The sequence below is a fragment of the Peptoniphilus sp. oral taxon 836 str. F0141 genome, assembly GCF_000179335.1.
GTDB classification, from domain to species: Bacteria; Bacillota; Clostridia; order Tissierellales; family Peptoniphilaceae; genus Peptoniphilus_A; species Peptoniphilus_A lacrimalis.
This window is the reverse complement of record NZ_AEAA01000101.1, coordinates 48,918-67,750: the sequence shown is the minus strand read 5'-3', so window position 1 is coordinate 67,750 and position 18,833 is coordinate 48,918. Positions and strand designations below refer to the sequence as shown.

Below are 18,833 nucleotides of genomic sequence, written 5' to 3'. Positions count from 1 at the left end.
ATCTAAAAAGCCTATACAATAAATAAAGATAAAGAAGAGAAACCAGTCAAAATTTCACATAAGAGAGGCTATATAAAGCTAATGTTAGCAAATTTATTTTTATTTAATACTTTATTATGTTCTTATTAAGTTATTATTATCAAAAAGTAACTTATAAATCGAATAAAAACTATACCAAAATTATGCGGATTGTGTTATAATAGCTATGAATACTAAATTAACAAGTAATGGTACTCAAATCGTATGTTGGATTTGTAATAAAGTAAGAGGAAGAACAAAAGCCCTTAAAATCCAAGAATAAAAACATGGGGGTGGGTATTATAGCGGTATATTTACTTGCACAAGATAAACAATAAAGCATATGCAAGCTTTTGCTTACATACAAGGATATGCTTTTGCATACCCTTGATTGCTCGTTTTATTTTTGGTGCAAGTTTTTTTATTTATCTGCACACTTGCTTTTACAATTTGTCATTTACTTAAAAATAAGTTTAACTTATAAATGACTTAATATTCAAATTACTACGAGTATTTAATTAAGGGGTGATTATAAAAATAATAACTAACAACTAAAAAAATTATAGAAAGGGGTAAAGAAATGAACGACAAACAAATAACAAAAAGATTTATGGCATTATTTTTGTCGCTAATAATGCTAATAGGAATATTGCCACTCAACATCTTTGCTGAAGAACCACAACTTCCTGGCACATCTTCTAGAAGTGTTGATGCAGAAGGAAAGCCAAAAGTTCCTTGGGTAAACAAAGATGCTAAGACAGACGATGGAAGTGAATATTGGCAATTTCCAGAAGGAGTTAAGGTTATTAACGGACAAGGGGGAACAGACCCTTTACGTACAACAGGTATTAACTACGAAGGAAAATATTTAAATGCAGATGGTAATCTTGTTTTAAGATTTAACATATCTCAACAACAGGCAGCTACAACAGGGGTTTGGAAGTATCATGTACTAAGATTTCCAAAAGAAATCTACTTAGCAGCAGACTGGGATAAATCTTATATAGTACACAGACAAGTAGATTATTCCGTAGGTTCTAGGGTTGATTTTCTAAAGTTCACAGAAACAACAATTCCTAATCAACAAGCTTGGACAAAGTCTATAGAGTTTAAAGATGCAGGGATTTCATACAGACACTACGAAGTAAACCTTGTATTAAAAAGCGATGTAAATTGGGCTAAAGATTTTGCCGATAAAACTTGGCTTATCCAAATGCGTACCTTTAACGGAGACGGCTCAAAGATGTTCTCTGACTCAACACCTAGAAAACAGCGTAAATATACAAACTTCTCATACAACACTTATACAAAAACAACAGTAGTAGGAGACAAGGTTGGCCATCCTAAAGATCTTATAGAGTCAACAGCTCTTAATGCAGCCGATACCGAGATGGATATGGTTTACACAGCTTATTCAACTCTTTTACTTGATAAGATAAATAAAAAAGTTACACTGGTTTATGTTCCTACAAAAAATGGAAACCAAGCCGATTACAATAAACAAGGTGAAGCAGTGGCTGTAAGACAGACTTTAGACCCTGACTTTATAAAATATCTAGATATTAATGGTCAAGATGCTGAAATAGGTACAGTTAGACATTATAATGCGGCTGAAAAAGCTTATGGTAAGGAAATAAAACTTTTTGCTAAAGATTTAAATGGGGTTAAGATAGATCCAAATACAGGAAATTTTGCACTTGATCAGCACGGAAGACCTATCTCAACACGCCCTGACAAGTCCATATTTTTACAAATTGGAAGTAACAGATTTGTAGACAGAGAGAATGCAAAACTTGATGCTACTGATCCAAGTCATTATAATACAAAAATTTTGCCTAAAAATGAGACAACAAGCATCTATTCATCTGATGTAACTAAGGATGGTTTCTTCCTTGTATTTGAATACAACATAGACCCTGAAAAGATATCTTCAGACCTTATAACAGAGAAAAAGTTTGTTAAAAACTTTGTTTTTGACACTCGCTATATAACATCAAATGCACCAGGATTTAGAAAGTTTACTGTAAAAACAGATAAAGATATAAATCTTGATGCCAATAAAAAGCTTATGCTTCGTTTCCAATTTGACCCTGCAATAAGTTTTAAAACTGAATTGTTATCAAATAATGATGCTGATGACTTTATGTTTAACATGGGAGGACCAGAAGGCTCATGGAAGTCCTGGAAAAAAGAAGGATTTTATTGGAAGAAGAACAATAAAGGAGGTTGGGATTATTTCATTCCAGTATACGGAAGAGGGTCAATGGATAATAAATCCCAAGCTGAACCTTCAGGATTCTCAATCGATGAAGGTACAGAATTATCAGTTTGGCTACCAACAAAGAATGTTTGGACTAAAAAAGATTTCAATGCCAACGAAATCAAGATGGACATTGTAGAATCTAATGGAAGATATGGTAACGCTCTGGGAAAAATTGATGATTTTACTCCTGTAGCGGGTACAGAATTTACTTTATCAAAAGTTATGGACGATAAAGTTACTGGAAATCCTAAATATGCTAACAAAGAAGACATTTTCTACAATCCACTATATATGGAACACTCAGTTTCAAGAATTGGTGGTTCAGCTATAAGAGAACAAGCTGTTCCTATAGTTGACGAAATCTTCACAGATGATGAATTCGTAACAGGTATAGTTAGAGACGAAGGCGGAGTTTTATCTACTATCCATGTTGATAATGATAAAAATTCAAAGAAAAAATTCTTCGGCTCAAACTGGATTGAATTAACAAAATATGATAATAATGGAAATCCAAGTGAATATGGTTTAAGTGATGGAAAAGATGCAGCACAAACTTTAAAACCAGCTGATTTAGAAGACAAGAGAACTTACGGTTTTGGAAATGATAGAAAAGAATATAAGGGACTTAAATTTAAGATCACTAAACAGTACACAGATGGAGCTGATATAGAAAATACTAAAAAAGAATCCAATGTTAAGAGTTTAGGATTGATAAAAGACCAAGCCTTTGTTCTCAATACATTTAGAGATACTTCTTTAAATTCAGAACCAATATATGAACAAGTTCAAGCAAAAGTTGAGTTTGTAACATATCCAGATAAAAATGTATCTTTAACAAGGATAGTTCCACTTAACAAACAATACTCAGTTTTGGCTCCTGTAGTAGGAGAAGATGTAGAACCTGTTAAAAACGATAAATATGTACCAAATGGATTTATTGCTAAACAAGGCGAAGATAACATCAGAGTTGACGAAACTGATAAAACCGTAACTTTAGCAAGACGTTCATTAGTAGATGGCAAAGATAAAAATAAAAAATATGCAAATCTAATTAATCACGATGGTTTTGTTTATGACATAAATAACGCAAGTGATACTATAAAGAAATCTGAAACAGAAGCTTTCATGAAGAGACTTTACCCAGATGCAGAGTTTGATCAAGAACTTCATTTAGATGCACAAGGAAAAGTAAGAAATGATGGTTTATCAGTTATTGCTTGGACTACAAAACCTCTAAAAGATATTAATGATTTTTATAAACTTGAAAAAGATGGAAAAGTTCTTACAACATTAGATCAATGGAAAGAAGTTGATGAAGATAAACAAACTTATATCTTTAACGAATACTCTCCAGTAGATAAGAACAGAAAAGTTTATGCAGTTTGGGGAGCTCCATCATTAGTTCTTCACTCAAATAACACTTATGATGCTGAAGGTAATTTTGAAGCTGATAAAGAAACTATAGTTAGAATTCCTTATAGTTTGGCTGATGAAACATTAACAAATCAAAAGATAGATGCCATGACATCATCAACAAAAGACAACTTGAGAAAAACTAACACTATTAAACAGTTACCATTAGCTCCATACAAATACGAATCAAATAGAACTGTAAGTGCAACAGATGAAAATTATGACAACTATGATAAAAGACTTGAAAACTTTAGAATGAATGGAAGAACATTTGTGGGCTGGACAATGAATCAGTTCTCAAATATTACAGATGCAGATAAGTATGATGAAAGTAAATTGTCAAAATTTGTAGCTGGACAAAACAATGTTAGAATTGGAGAAATAAAAGATGGCTGGACTACAGGAGGAGCAGGAAAACCTAAAGTTTCTCTTCCTAAGAATACAGAAACAATCTTACTTCTTCAAACTGACTCTAAGGCATATGTTCCTAATGGTTTCTCATACTCTGTAAATAAGAGTGTACAAGAAATTCTAAAGTCAGGTAAGGATTACCATCTATATGCTAACTATAGAGATTATTTCGATATTACAGTTCATCCACAATATAAGGATATAGATACTACTCAAGATGCTACTCATAAATATGGTAAGTATAAAGACCTTGCAGATGCTACTAAAAAGAAGAATCTAAAGATAGGTATTCTTTACAGAACAGCTGTAACTGACTATTCAACACCTACAGTATTGCAACAAGCAACATACAATCCTATAAAAGATGGCATAAAAGATTATGATGTAAACTTTGCAAAACCTCTAAAATGGACACAACAACCAGGTTATGATAGAGAAGGTTTAAGAAAATCGTTTATATCAGTAGTTATTCCAGAAGGAAAAGAAAATGTTTATAACAATTTCAAACAACCTAAAAAACCAGGCTCTCAAGAAGTTTATGATTGGGCAGATCTTGGAATTTCAACTTATGTAAAAATCAGCGGATCATTACTTGATATAGCAACAAATGCTCCTAAGAATTTACACGAAACTGATACTGACAGGGACAGATATGGAGATCCTCTAGCAAAGAGACAATCATTTACAATCAAAAATAGTAACGGAAGTTTGGATGCTTATACATCTGCAACTTCAAGACAATCTCTAGTAAGAGAAGTTGGAGCAATAAAAGAAGTAAAAGGATATGACATCATCCTTACAAATACTCCTGAAACAATTCCTGTTCCAGAATTTGAATCAGTTAAAGAATCAGACACTGAATTAAAAATCAAATTCTCAGATGACATCAAAAATAATGTTGATGGATTAAAATTGGAAATTCCTCAAAAGAATGATGGAAAACTTAAGCTTGACTTCAAAAAGAAAACAGATGGAACATTTTAGGATTCAAGTGGAATAAAAGCCGTAGTTGATGGAGATCATCTTGTTATTAAAACATTAGATTTAAAAGGACTTCCTGATGATGAACAAAAGAGAACTATCTATGGAAACTACACTAAAGCTATTGATGACGGTTCCGGAACTGTAACACATATTGACGGAAAACAAGCTAAGGTTGTTATTACAAAATTACTTCCAGCTTACCCTGTAACAAATATGTATCAAGTTCCAAATGATGATCAAGGTAATACAAAGATAAAATTTGACATACCTCAACCAGGTCCTACAAACCAAGTAGTACCAGGAACAAAATATCAACCTCAAAAATGGGATAAAACTAAAAGTAAATGGGTTGATTGTGGAGATCCTTATAATGTAACAAAAACAGGCGAAGGTGGAAAGACAGTAGAGCTTACACTCACAGGAGTAGAAAATGACGATTTGATTAGAATCGTATCTGATGAGCCAGGAAAGAAACCAGCATACTCTGTTGGCGATGAAGCTGACAAACCATACACTCCAATGAAACCAAATCCTAACAAACCTTCAGATCCTGTAGCAGATACAAACCACTATGTCATAGTTGACAAAAAAGGTCCTACTGTAACTGCTAAAACAGAAGAAGAAAAATTCAGAAGATATATTGATTTAAAAGCAACTTTAGATGAACTTCCTGAAGGAGAAATAATAATCGAGTACGGCACAAAAGGTCCTAAGGGAACTCAAGGTAATCAAATTCTTAAATTTGAAAACAAGGCTTTAGCTTTTGAAAAAATTAAAGAACTTGTAAGAGTAGAAGACAAGACAAAAATTTGGATCACAGCAAAAGACAGATTTGGTAACAGTACAGATAAAGATGTAACTGCAAATCTATCAAGAGTATTTACAATCAAAGTTGAAGTTCCAGTGGCAGGAGACAATTATCTTATGATAAATTCTTCTATGGCTGATGCTACTATAGAGATGACTATTAAGAGAAAAGGACAAGAAATAAAATTAAAAGATGTACCAAATATTCCACAAGAACAAAGTAAGGTAGATCTTCTAAATCAAGATGGTTCAGCTTTTACACTTGAAAAAAGAGACACAATAATCTTTAAAGGAACTGTAAGAGCCAAAGATGGAAAAGCAGATTACACTACAAATCCATTTAGACTAAGAGTTAGATAAAGAGATAAGAAGTAGGAGATATTGTAGGGGAGATTTCCTCCCCTTACAATAACTTAGAAAGGAGAAGTTATGAATAAAAGAGCTATTTCCTTATTATTAGCAATAGTTATGTTACTTTCAACCATAACAAGCCCAATTTATGCAGTAGGTCAAAATTTACCGAAAGATAAAGTTGAGGCTGGAAATGAAGTACCCTATACTAATGAAGGAAACAAAAAAATCTTTAAGATTGACAAAAGAGCAATAAAAGAGGTAAAAGGACCTCAACGAATTGCAACAAGAAGTACAGTACAAAGTAATGGACCTAAACCTGCTCCAGTTCAAGCAACAAGAACAGAAAAAATGACAGTAAAGCTTACTACAAAAGGACTTGGCAATGGAGCACAAAATTTTGACTGGTCTTTATTTAACAATAGCAAATTTACTGCCGAGCTTGTTATATATGACGTAGATAATAACGAATATTATCCACAAAAAAATGGCAGACCCGTAACTATAGACTTCACTAAAGATGGAGAACAAACTATTGATTTTGATGTACCAGTAACTTTAGATGTTGACTCATATAACATTGTAGTTAAAACTATGGATAATTTTGAAGTTAGAGCATGGTATGAAGAGGCAACAACAAGCCCTTCAGGTGCAGAACTTAAGCTTGAGTTTACAGTTATAGAACTGGCAAGCCCATTTGTAGAAGTAATTTATCAAGATTCACAAGGACAAAACCTTGCGGCTGATAAACTACCAACAACTACAGGTGTTAATATAACAGCTGAAGGAGTAAAACTTGCGAGAGCAGATTTAAGCATACCTCTACCTACTCAAAATACAAAATATAACATAGCACAAGGAATTCCTGGAAAAGGAAGAGCAACAACACAAGCGCTAAACAATTTAACAGATGCTATAAAATATAAAGTAGACGGAAAAGATAGTGGACTTATTACGCTTGGTAATAAAGAATTCAAGCTAAGCATAACAAATTCATTAAAAGATGGCTCACAAATAGTTTTAACTTTATCAAAAGCAGATCAACTTAAAGAACTAGGCGGACTAAATCCGAAAACAATAAAAGTTTGGAAAGCCGATACAATTGATTGGAAAAAAGGTGTAGAACCAGTTGATGATAATAATTCAGCTGCAGTATGGGATCTAATAGAAGAAGCAACAGTAACAGACATAACAACACCAAATAAAAGAGATTCAAGTAAAGCTGGAAAATTCCCAGGTAAACTAAAACTTACCTTTGACGATGGCTCTTCATTAGAAGTAGACAAACAAATGTTAATCGTAAGCGAACATGTAGTTGTAGTAGATCCAAATAATACAGATCCAGACGCACCACAAAATGAAGACCTACCAAGAGATAAAATTACAGTTATCTTTAAAGCAGGAGAAGGCATAGTTAATATAAATACTAATGGCAAAACAACATACGCTAAACCAAATGCAACATTAGCTGATACAGACTTCCCAACAAATATCACATATAAAGATGGATATAAGAATGAAGTAACTTGGGAACCAACAGATCATAAAGTTGATACAAACAATAGAAAATATTATAATGGTAAAAGAAATACATTCACATTCAATGCAAGTGCAACAAAGAATGATACAAGCGCAGATAAGATTACAAAAGCCGGCGGCTTAGCACCAAAAGCAACCGCAGCCTTTGTAGGAGATACACTTAACTGGGCAGGCAGTGCAGTACTAAGCGATACAGCAAAACAAGCAGCAAACGCAACAGAACTACAAGGTCTACTAGATAAAGCAACAATCACAGACGCAACAGACCCAGCAAGAACAAGTGCAGCAGCAGGAGAATTTACAGGCAAAGTAAAAGTAACATTTGAAGATAAGTCCTTCATAGAAGTAGACAAACAAATCCTATATGTATACGAAAACGGAGCCAAGAAACCTGGTAGTGACAAACCAGTACCAACAGATGCAGCAACAGTAACATTTACAAAAGATGACAAGAGCATCAAAGACTGGGGAACAGTAGAACCAATCATAGTAAAGAAAAACAAAGCAGTACCATCTGATAAATTCCCTAATGCACAAGCAAAAGACGGATACAATACAGTAGCATGGTCACCAGCACAAAACACAGTCATAACTGGAGATCAAACATTCAATGCAAGTGCAACAAGTAATACACCTACTAAAAATAGTGAAGATTACGATCCACATTATACTGGTAAATCTGGTAAACCTGGTGAAACTGTACGAATAGATGCTCCAACATTTACTAAAAAAGGTGTTAATGGTAATGTACCAGCGCCAACTACTCCAACAAAGGGAACTACATTTGCTAATAATGATCCTACTCAAAATAATGTAACTGTTGATCCTAACACAGGAGCTATCACAGTTGCTATTCCACAAGATGCACCAGTTGGAAGCATTATAACTATTGAAGTTAAAGTAACTTATCCGGATACTTCTTATGATACTGTAAAAGTAAGTGTTACGGTAACTGATAATACTCAACCTAAACCAGAAGATGATAAATCAAAAACTCCAATTGTTGATCCTGTAAATGATGGTGATACTTCTATTTCTGGTAAGGGTGAACCGGGTTCTGATATTATTATCAATGTACCAGGAAAGGATCCTATAAAAACTACTGTTGATGATGGTGGAAAATGGATCGCTCCTATTGACCCAGCTCACGAAGGCGATGTTATTGAAGTTATTCAAATAGAAGTTGGTAAAAAACCTTCTGATCCGGCTTATGTAACAGTTGGAGGACGTTCTATTATTGTTCCAGGCCATGATGACGGTGGTCATTGGTGGTTTGGTGGAGGTTCATTTAAGCCTGTAGAAACAGAAGAACAAGTAATAGATAAGACTGAACATGGAATTCATATTGCCTATATATTTGGTTATAAGGATCATACTTTCAGATGCGAAGGTAAGATAACTAGAGCTGAAGCGGCATCAATGATTGCTCATATAGCAAAACTTGACTTATCAGATAATTCTAAACCTGACTTTAAGGATACTCCAAGTTCTTGGTATAATGCAGCTATAAATGCTATGGTTAAGAAAAATCTAATGTTTGCTGATAAGAACGGAAACTTTAGACCTAACGAACCTATAACTCGTGGAGAATTTGCTAGGGCAATTCAATTTATTGATAAGGAAAACAAGAAAGAAGCTCCATTTATGGATATTAAGGGACATGAATTTGAAGAAGCTATTAATCAAGCTTATTCAAATGGTAGAATCGCTGGTTATCCTGATGGAACATTCAAACCTGACGAGTCAATAACACGTGCTGAAGCGGTTACAATTCTTAACAATTTTGATGGACGTATGGTTAGAGAACGTGGAATTGAAGATGTAAAGAAAGATTTAATTAAATTTACTGATTTAATACCTAGTCATTGGGCATATTATGAAATAATTGAAGCTTCAAACTCTCATGCTTATTCAAGAATTTCTAATGACAGCAAGGAAGAAAAATGGTCAAATTTAATTAAGTAAGAATAATAATAAAAAGATAGGGCCTAGCTCTATCTTTTTACTTTATGTTTTTAGCTTATGTATTGATTTTAAAATATATAATAGTTATGTATTTTTTATTAGTTTTTAGTATAAATATAAAAAATGGCGGGATTAGTTATTGTAATCCGCCATTTTTTCGTTTAATAGAGATTTCATATTATAATTTTCTAATAACTGAAAATTATTTATTATATCATAAGTGTTATTTGAGCTTAGTTCATAGACCATATTGTTAATTTTATATATGCCTTTTGCCTTAACTACTCTATTTATATGATCACTTTTTACATATATGAGAAGTTTTGGAGAGTTTTCAAATTGGTAGCTATCGTAGTATTCATATTCTTTTAATGAGTCTTTTGGTAAGTTTTTTATTGATGATGATGTAGAGAATGTAATTTTTACTAGAAGGTCATCTTCTTTGTCATTAAAGGAGTTCTGCTCAACTGAATATATATTTACTTGTGAAATAGGTCCTCCAAAAAATTCTATGTAACTTACATAGATTTGGGCTGGATTTTTGAACAAGTCTATGCCTAAATGATTTTCAAATAGTCTCAAGTCCCTGTACGTAACTTTGAATTTGAAGTTTTTATCTTTTGATTTTGTGGTATTTTTTAAATTTTCAAAAGAAATTCTTACGGGCTTTACCCTATATACTTGGTCTATGTTATTATAATTTTTTGTAGATGATAGGGAACAGGCACCTAATATTAATATTAAAGGAATTAAAAGTAGCTTTTTCATAGATTCACCTCTTTACTATTTTATCATACTCACATATAAATATAAATAAGTGGTTTTTTCAATATTTAGTTGATATATTTTATAAATTTAGTATAATTAAATTGTTAAGGATATAACAAAAGGAGGATTTTATGACTAGAATTGCAGTAATAGCTATCATTGTTACTAACCCAGATTCTGTTGAAAAATTAAACGAAGAACTTCACGAATTTAGACAATTTATTATTGGAAGGCTTGGAGTACCTTACAGAGAAAAAAATTTAAATATTATTTCTGTAGCCTTGGATGCTCCTATGGATACTATTAACGCACTTAACGGGAAAATTGGTGCTTTGCCAGGGGTATCATCAAAGACAATAATACAATAATGAATGTTGAGGATATTTGTAATAAGTTTTATCTGACTAAAAAGCTTTCTTTTGAGGAATTTAAGTTTCTTTATTGCTTAGAAGATTTTTCTTCCTTAAATGCCTTTGCTAGAAAATTAGCTTTGAAAAATTTTTCTAATAAAATTTATATTAGGGGTTTAATTGAAATTTCTACTGTATGCAAGAATAATTGTTATTATTGCGGTTTAAGAAGTGATAATAAAAATACCCAGAGAATTAGATTAAAAAAGGAAGATATTTTAAAAAGAGCTGAGGCTGGTTATAAGATGGGCATTAGAACCTTAGTTATGCAGGGAGGGGAAGACCCTTTTTATACTAAGGATTATATGGTTGATATTATTAAAACTCTTAAAAATATTTATCCAGACATTGCCATCACCCTATCTCTTGGAGAAAGATCTTTTGAAGATTTTAAAGCTTTTAAAGAGGCTGGTGCTGATAGGTATCTTTTGCGTCATGAAACTTATGATAGGGGTCATTATCAGGCACTGCATCCTCGTGAAATGTCTTTTGATAACAGAATCGAGTGCCTTTATAATTTAAAATCTCTAGGTTTTCAAACTGGATGTGGTATGATGATAGGCTCTCCCTATCAAAAAATTGAAAATGTCTACAAAGATCTAGAACTAATTTTAAAATTAAAGCCTCAAATGGTTGGTCTTGGACCTTTTATTGCCCAAAAAGATTCGCCTTTTAATAATTATGAAAATGGTAAATTAAGTTATGTTCTTAAAATATTATCTATTGTAAGAATTGCTGATGAAAAAGTTCTTTTGCCTGCGACTACAGCTCTTGGGACTATCCATAAGATGGGAAGGGAACTTGGAATTCTTGCTGGAGCTAATGTTCTTATGCCAAATATTGGCAGTGAAAAATTGAGACAATCTTATAAGCTCTATGATAATAAAATTGGCACTAAACTTGAAAATGAAGATGATTTTTTCTCTCTGAGTTCTAAAGTTGGTGCAATAGGTTATGAACTCTCTATGTCTAGAGGGGATTATTGACAGGAAAGATTAAAATCTGACCTGGAAAGGAGAAATTATGTATAATAAATATTCAAGCGATCCTAATGAATTTATTAATCATGAGGAAATTTTAGACACTTTGGATTTTGCACAAAAAAATAAGAACAACAAGCTTATGTTAGAAGAAATTCTAAACAAGGCTTCTTTAGAAAAAGGTTTGAGCCATAGGGAAGCGGCGGTGCTTCTCTTATCTGATGAAAAATGGGTCAAAGACGGTATTTTTTCTCTTGCAAAAAAAATCAAAGAAAATTATTACGGAAATAGAATTGTTCTATTTGCACCTCTTTATCTTTCAAATTATTGCGTAAATCACTGCGTATATTGTCCCTACCATGCTAAAAACAAAAATATAGTTAGAATTAAATTGACACAGGAGCAGATAAAAAATGAGGTTATTGCTCTTCAAGATTTAGGTCACAAAAGGCTTGCTCTTGAACTTGGTGAAGATCCAGTAAATAACCCAATTGATTACGTCTTGGAATCTATTGATACAATTTATTCGATTAAGCATAAAAATGGCTCAATCAGACGTGTCAATGTAAATATTGCAGCTACTACTGTAGAAAATTATAAAAAATTACATGATAGGGGAATAGGTACATATATCTTATTCCAAGAAACTTACAATAAAAAATCTTATGAAAAACTTCATCCTTACGGACCTAAACACGATTATGATTATCACACAACAGCCATGGATAGAGCCCAAGAAGGCGGGATTGATGATGTTGGTATTGGAGTTTTGTTTGGACTTGAAACTTATAAATATGAGCTGGTAGGATTGCTTATGCATGCCGAACACTTAGAGGCAACTTTTGGTGTTGGACCACACACTATTTCTGTGCCGAGAATCCAACCTGCTGATGATATTGACCCTAAATCTTTTAAAAATGCTCTTGCAGATGATATTTTTGAAAAAATTATTGGTCTTATTCGCTTGAGTGTTCCATATACTGGTATGATTATTTCTACAAGGGAATCAAAAAGAGTAAGGGAAAAAGCTTTAGCTTTAGGAATCAGTCAAATCTCAGGTGGTTCAAGAACTACAGTTGGCGGTTATGCCAATGGTAAGGATGTAAATTCTGCTCAATTTGAACTGGCAGATAATAGAACCCTTGAAGAAGTTGTAGATTGGCTTATTGAGCTTGGATATATACCATCATTTTGTACTGCTTGCTATAGGGCAGGCAGAACTGGAGATAGGTTTATGGCATTGTGCAAGTCCAAGCAAATATTAAACTGCTGTCAACCCAATGCTCTTATGACTTTAAAGGAATATTTACTTGATTATGGTTCAGATTTTTCTAAAGAATTAGGAGAAAAATTAATTGATCATGAACTTAAGAAAATTCCAAGAGATTCTGTAAGAGAAAGAGCAAAAACCATGATAGCTCAGATGGCTTATGAAGGAAAGAGAGATTTTAGATTTTAATGGAAGTTTCAAAGGGAAATAGGATTCATATAGGTATTTTTGGAAAAGTAAATAGTGGCAAGTCTTCTCTTATAAATCTTTTAGCAGCTAGGGAAGTATCAATAGTTTCAGATAGAGAAGGAACTACTACTGATAGTGTATATAAGTCTATGGAATTTTTGGGACTAGGACCTGTAACTATAATGGATACTCCAGGGGTTTGTGATAAAAGTTTTTTAGGTAAGCTCAGGGAACAGAGATTAGAAAGAGATATTGAAAAGGCAGATATTGCCATAATTTTATTTTCTGATTCTGATATTGCAAGAGAGCTTGAACTCATAAAAAAACTTAAAAAATCAAAAATTTTACTTGTAATTAATAAGGTAGATATTTTATCAGCCCAAGAAAAAGAAAATATTTATAAGAATTTAAAAGATTTGCCCTTTAAAATTATAGAAATTTCTACAAAAGAAAAAAATGGAATAGAAGAATTAAAAAAAGAACTTGTCAAATTAAAACCAGAGGAGGCTCCTTTAATTTTTGATGGTCTTGTAAAAAAAGGCGACAGAGTTTTACTCATAATGCCACAGGATATTGCAGCTCCAAAAAAAAGACTGATTTTGCCTCAGGTGGAATCTATAAGGGAACTTTTAGATAGAGAAGCACTTTTATATATTGCAAAGGTGGAAAATATGGAAGATATGCTTTCATCCTTAAAAGAGGCGCCTGATTTAATAGTTACTGATTCCCAAGTTTTACAAGATGTTTATAAACTAAAACCGGAAAAATCAAAACTCACTTCTTTTTCTGTATTATTTGCAAAAATGAAGGGTGACATTGACGCTTATATTAAAGGTACAGAAGTTTTTTCAAAAATTGATGAAAATTCAAAAATTTTAATAGCTGAATGTTGCACCCACGCTCCTTTAAGCGAAGATATTGGAAGAGTTAAGATTCCAAATATGTTAAAGAAAAAATATGGAGAAAATTTGCAGGTAGATTTTCAAAGTGGAGCATCCCTACCAAAAGATATTGAAAAATATGATCTAATCATCCAATGTGGTGGTTGCATGCTGACAAGAAATAATATATTAAATAGGATTGAAAAAGCAAAAGTTTTAAATGTACCCATTACAAACTACGGGCTGACTATTGCTTATTTTAAAAAAATTCTTGATAAAATAACTATATAAAATATAAAATTTACCCCAAACTCAGTTAAAATTTGAATCTTTGGGGTAAGTTTTATATTTTTTTGAATTTTTTTAATATACATTAATAGTTCTCATAGGAAATAATAGATAATTATTAAAGAAGTTAGCTATTTATCATGTATATATTATTATTAATCATAAAATTTAATCAATTTCTTTAATTTTTACAACTTTTGCCGGCAGACCAACTGCTGTGGCACCCTTTGGAACATCAGAAAGAACCAAGGCACCAGCACCAATTTTTGCAAAATCTCCCACCTTTACAGGACCAAGAATTGTGGCGCCAGTTCCTATTGTTACATAGTTACCAACAGTTGGGTGTCTTTTGTGGTCCTTTTCGTTACCTGTACCTCCAAGAGTTATATTGTGGTAAAAATGGCAATAATCCCCAACTTCTGCTGTTTCTCCTATAACAACAGCCATGCCGTGGTCTATAAATAAATTTTTGCCTATTTTTGCTCCAGGGTGAATTTCAATACCTGTCCTTCTTCTAGAAATTTGAGAAATCCATCTTGCTAAAATCTTGTGGTTTTTATTGTAGAAATGGTGGGCAATCCTGTGATAAATCATGGCACGAACTATTGGATATAAAAAGACTGCTTCAAAAAGACTTTGGCATGCAGGGTCTTGGTCCAGGATAAATTCGCCATATTCTTTTAAGGCTTTAAAATATTTAATCATTGAATAATTCTGTGGACAGGTATCTTTCTCCCGTATCGGGAAGAACGGTTACAATATTTCCTCCAAGTTTTTCTTGCATTTTTAATGCAGCGACAACATTAGCACCTGAAGATATACCAACTAAAAGACCTTCTTCTTTTGATAGACGTCTTGCCATATCTATAGCATCATCAGATTTAACTGTGATAACTTCATCTAATAAATCTACATCTAAAACTTTAGGAATAAAATTAGCACCTATTCCTTGAATTTTGTGACTGCCGGATTTTCCTTGACTTAAAAGGGGAGATTCGTAAGGTTCCATTGCCCAAATTTTAATATTTTTGTCTTGTTCTTTTAAATATCTTCCTACGCCTGTAACAGTTCCGCCTGTTCCAAATCCTGCTACAAATCCATTTATATCCTTTAGATCATTATAAATTTCAGGACCTGTTGTTTTATAATGTGCAAGAGCATTGTCTTTATTATCAAATTGATTAGGCATATAATAAGCTCCATTTTCAACAAGTTCTTTTGCTTTTTCTACTGATCCTGCCATGCCACCTTCTTTAATTAAAATAACTTCAGCTCCATAAGCTTTGATTAATTTTACCCTTTCAATAGACATGGATGAAGGCATTGTTAATACTACTGGGAAACCCAAAGTTCTACCTATTAGGGCAAGACCTATGCCGGTATTACCACTTGTAGGCTCAACAATTTTCATGCCTTCTTTTAGTTCTCCTCTTTCTATTGCACCCATAATCATTTGATAAGCAGCCCTATCCTTAATTGAGCCTGCAGGATTTGATTTTTCTACTTTGACATAAATATTTTTGCTGATGTTTTCTAATTGTACTAAATTTGTTTTTCCTATGGTTTCTAATAATTTCATATAATTTTTTCCTTTCTTATAATAAAAAAGGGATATATGTAAAACATATATCCCGAATAAACTTTGGAAAGATTTTACACATTCAAAGAAGCCCTATTTGTAGATAGGACAACAGAATGCCATAGTTGAATTTTTTAAAAATAAATTTTTCATAAGTAATCAACTCTCTCTTAGACATAAGCATACAATAAAAACTATATTATGTCAATAAGTTAAAAAATAATTTTAAATTAAAGACTATTCATTTTAACGATTTTAAAGTTTTTCTTAATTTTAAGCCATCTTTATGAATATTTTATTTGATAAATAGAGCGCTGTGTGTTAAAATCAATATGTTATAAATAAATTGGGGGGACACGATGAAAACTTTATTATCAATTATAATAATAATTGCAGGTATAATTGTAACTCTTATTATTGCCCAAATGGAAACTGAGCAAGCAGGTCTTGGAACTTTACAAGGCGCTAGCGACACAAGTCTTTGGGGTCAACATAAGGGTTCAAGTAAGAAAGAAATACAAAATAAAATTGTAATTGTTTCAAGTATTATATTTGCAGTAGTTTTATTAGTACTTGCAGCTTTAAGCTAATTTAAGGAGGATTATAAGGATGAATTTATTGTTACTTGCTCCTATAGCTGGTGTTTTGGCACTTTTATTTGCCGGATATAAGGCATCTTTTGTTTCAAAACAAGATCCAGGTAATGACAGAATGAAAGAAATTTCTTCTTACATTTCACAAGGAGCTATGGCATTTTTAACAAGAGAGTATAAGGCTCTTGTTGTTTTTGTAATCGTACTTGCATTAATCTTGGCAATTGGGCTTCATTCAATTCAAACTGCAGTTTGTTTTGTTTTTGGGGCTTTATTTTCAGTATTAGCCGGATTTGTAGGTATGAAGGTTGCCACTAAGGCAAATGTTAGAACATCTAATGCAGCCATGACTCACGGACTTGGAAAAGCACTTGATATTGCATTTTCAGGTGGAGCAGTTATGGGAATGTGCGTTGTTGGTCTTGGAATTATAGGTATTATTGGAGCTTATTTCTTTGCTGATGCTTCAGTTGAAATTATTACTGGATTTTCTTTAGGAGCATCATCTATTGCACTTTTTGCAAGAGTTGGTGGGGGTATTTATACTAAGGCAGCAGATGTTGGAGCTGACCTTGTTGGTAAGGTTGAAGCAGGAATTCCTGAAGATGACCCTAGAAACCCTGCTGTTATTGCAGATAATGTTGGTGATAATGTTGGGGACGTTGCAGGAATGGGAGCTGACCTTTTTGAATCATATGTAGGAGCTTTACTTTCAGTTATTACTCTTGGAGTTGTAGCTTATGGTGAAAATGGAGTTTTATACGGAACTCTAATTGCAGCTTTCGGTATTGTAGCTTCAATAATTGCAGCATTTTTTGTTAAGGGAGATAAGAATCCTCAAAAGGCTCTAAACAGTGGTGAATATGTAGCTGCAGCAGTTACAATGGTAGCAGCAGCACTTTTATCAAATTATATTTTTGCATCATTTAAACCATTTATACCAGTTATTATTGGTATTGTTGTTGGTCTTATTATTTCAAAATTTACTGAATATTATACTGCTGATCAATATAAGCCAGTTCAAAGAATTGCGGCTGAATCTGAAACAGGTTCTTCTACAAATATTATTGCAGGTCTTTCAGTAGGTATGAGTTCAACTGTTTGGCCAATTGTTGTTATAGCTCTTGGAATCATCGCTTCTTATATAGGAGCAGGTGGAAATATTGAACCACTTTATGGACTTTATGGTATAGCTCTTGCAGCTGTTGGTATGCTTTCTACAACTGGTATGACAATAGCCGTTGATGCTTACGGACCAATTGCAGATAATGCAGGTGGTATTGCAGAAATGTGTGAATTACCTGAAGAGGTTAGAGAAATTACAGACTCTCTTGACTCAGTTGGTAATACAACAGCAGCTATTGGTAAGGGATTTGCCATTGGTTCAGCAGCACTAACAGCTTTAGCATTATTTGTTTCTTATATAAATGCTACTGGTCTTACAGGAATTGATATTTCTAAACCAGCAGTTATTGCCGCAACATTTATTGGTGGTATGCTTCCATTTGCATTCTCTGCTTTAACAATGTCAGCAGTAGGTAATGCAGCATCAGCTATGATTGATGAAGTTAGAAGACAATTTAAGGAAATTCCAGGAATCATGGAAGGAGAAGCTACTCCAGAATATGCAAAGTGTGTAGATATTTCTACTACAGCAGCTTTAAGAGAAATGATTGTACCAGGTCTTATAGCAGTTGTTGTACCAATTGTTGTTGGTATACTTCTTGGAACTGAAGCACTTGGAGGACTTCAAGCTGGAGCTCTTGTAACAGGAGTTTTGATGGCAATATTTATGTCTAATGCTGGTGGAGCATGGGATAACGCAAAGAAATATATTGAAGGTGGAAAACATGGTGGAAAGGGTTCAGAAGCTCACAAGGCTGCTGTAACTGGAGATACTGTAGGAGATCCATTCAAGGATACATCTGGACCTTCTCTAAATATTTTAATTAAACTTATTACAGTTGTTTCATTAGTATTTGCACCATTATTTGTAGCTTATGGTGGAATTTTAATTAAATAATAAAGAATATTTACCCTGATTAAAGTGCGAGGCAAGTCCTTGCACTTTTTTTATATTTTTAATCTTTAATTTATAAGAAATATTTTTTATAATATATTTAT

General features: G+C 32.9%; 12 protein-coding genes. 9 read left to right on the top strand and 3 right to left on the bottom strand.

Going from position 1 to position 18,833, the window contains the following annotated elements; genetic code table 11:
- Window positions 1–598 precede the first annotated feature (598 nt).
- The 3 genes from HMPREF9131_RS05505 (at window position 599) to HMPREF9131_RS08500 (ending at window position 9,751) form a co-directional block, all read left to right on the top strand.
- Window positions 599–5,089 (top strand): hypothetical protein, encoded by a 4,491-nt coding sequence (locus HMPREF9131_RS05505; protein ID WP_009345859.1) that lies wholly within the window; start codon window positions 599–601, stop codon window positions 5,087–5,089.
- A gap of 213 nt (window positions 5,090–5,302) precedes the next feature.
- Window positions 5,303–6,256, top strand: coding sequence for a hypothetical protein (locus HMPREF9131_RS05500; protein ID WP_009345844.1), 954 nt, complete (start codon window positions 5,303–5,305; stop codon window positions 6,254–6,256).
- Window positions 6,257–6,325: 69 nt separating this feature from the next.
- The gene (locus HMPREF9131_RS08500) at window positions 6,326–9,751 is read left to right on the top strand and encodes an S-layer homology domain-containing protein (protein WP_009345851.1); all 3,426 of its coding nucleotides are present in this window, start codon (window positions 6,326–6,328) and stop codon (window positions 9,749–9,751) included.
- Between the two features lie 132 nt (window positions 9,752–9,883).
- Here HMPREF9131_RS08500 and HMPREF9131_RS05490 read toward each other — a convergent pair whose 3' ends face one another.
- Window positions 9,884–10,519, bottom strand: coding sequence for a hypothetical protein (locus tag HMPREF9131_RS05490; protein ID WP_009345831.1), 636 nt, complete (start codon window positions 10,517–10,519; stop codon window positions 9,884–9,886).
- A 131-nt stretch (window positions 10,520–10,650) separates the two neighbouring features.
- On the opposite strand from HMPREF9131_RS05490, the gene HMPREF9131_RS05485 reads away from it, so the two are divergent.
- From HMPREF9131_RS05485 to hydF, 4 genes are read left to right on the top strand one after another with little or no spacing between them, the layout of a single operon-like run.
- Window positions 10,651–10,887, top strand: a complete 237-nt coding sequence (locus tag HMPREF9131_RS05485) for a TM1266 family iron-only hydrogenase system putative regulator (protein WP_009345823.1) — start codon at window positions 10,651–10,653, stop codon at window positions 10,885–10,887.
- On the top strand, window positions 10,887–11,915 hold the full coding sequence (gene hydE, locus HMPREF9131_RS05480) for a [FeFe] hydrogenase H-cluster radical SAM maturase HydE (RefSeq protein WP_009345810.1): 1,029 nt from the start codon (window positions 10,887–10,889) through the stop codon (window positions 11,913–11,915). The genes HMPREF9131_RS05485 and hydE overlap by 1 nt, the downstream gene beginning before the upstream one ends.
- Window positions 11,916–11,952: 37 nt before the next feature.
- Window positions 11,953–13,368, top strand: coding sequence for a [FeFe] hydrogenase H-cluster radical SAM maturase HydG (hydG, locus tag HMPREF9131_RS05475; protein ID WP_009345832.1), 1,416 nt, complete (start codon window positions 11,953–11,955; stop codon window positions 13,366–13,368).
- Window positions 13,368–14,540 (top strand): [FeFe] hydrogenase H-cluster maturation GTPase HydF, encoded by a 1,173-nt coding sequence (gene hydF, locus HMPREF9131_RS05470; protein ID WP_009345809.1) that lies wholly within the window; start codon window positions 13,368–13,370, stop codon window positions 14,538–14,540. Before hydG ends, hydF begins: the two co-directional genes overlap by 1 nt.
- Before the next feature lie 165 nt (window positions 14,541–14,705).
- Here hydF and epsC read toward each other — a convergent pair whose 3' ends face one another.
- A complete protein-coding gene (gene epsC, locus HMPREF9131_RS05465) occupies window positions 14,706–15,242 on the bottom strand; it encodes a serine O-acetyltransferase EpsC (protein ID WP_004825706.1) in 537 nt (178 codons plus the stop codon).
- Window positions 15,235–16,116, bottom strand: a complete 882-nt coding sequence (gene cysK / locus HMPREF9131_RS05460) for a cysteine synthase A (protein ID WP_004825715.1) — start codon at window positions 16,114–16,116, stop codon at window positions 15,235–15,237. Before cysK ends, epsC begins: the two co-directional genes overlap by 8 nt.
- A gap of 359 nt (window positions 16,117–16,475) precedes the next feature.
- Between cysK and HMPREF9131_RS05455 the strand changes: the two genes are divergently transcribed.
- Window positions 16,476–16,706, top strand: a complete 231-nt coding sequence (locus HMPREF9131_RS05455) for a preprotein translocase subunit SecG (protein ID WP_004825712.1) — start codon at window positions 16,476–16,478, stop codon at window positions 16,704–16,706.
- 19 nt (window positions 16,707–16,725) lie between these two features.
- Window positions 16,726–18,732, top strand: a complete 2,007-nt coding sequence (locus tag HMPREF9131_RS05450) for a sodium-translocating pyrophosphatase (RefSeq protein WP_009345838.1) — start codon at window positions 16,726–16,728, stop codon at window positions 18,730–18,732.
- The last annotated feature ends 101 nt before the right edge of the window (window positions 18,733–18,833 follow it).